The following is a 244-nucleotide window of genomic DNA, read 5'->3' on the forward strand; positions in this document are numbered from 1 at the left end:
GGGAGCTTTCGGTGGTGCTGATTTGTCAACAAATCGTCCATTGACATCACAATCTGTTTTCAACCTTGCATCAGTTTCAAAGCCAATTACAGCAACCGCAATTTTACTACTCGTTCAGGAAGGTAAGCTAAGTCTTGATGATTCTGTGCAGAAATGGATACCTAATCTTCCTTATGAAAGCATTATGATTAGACATTTACTTAATCATACGAGTGGACTCCCTGATTATTTAGCTCTCTTTGAG

The 244-nt window shown here is 38.9% G+C and carries 1 protein-coding gene; it reads left to right on the top strand.

Features of this window, described 5'->3' with window-relative positions; all coding sequences use genetic code 11:
* Positions 1 to 244 (top strand): serine hydrolase domain-containing protein (locus SB717_RS38740; protein WP_410908565.1); only part of this gene is annotated, 244 nt, incomplete at both ends.

Source organism: Priestia sp. SIMBA_032 (genome assembly GCF_046535215.1).
Lineage (GTDB): Bacteria > Bacillota > Bacilli > Bacillales > Bacillaceae_H > Priestia > Priestia aryabhattai.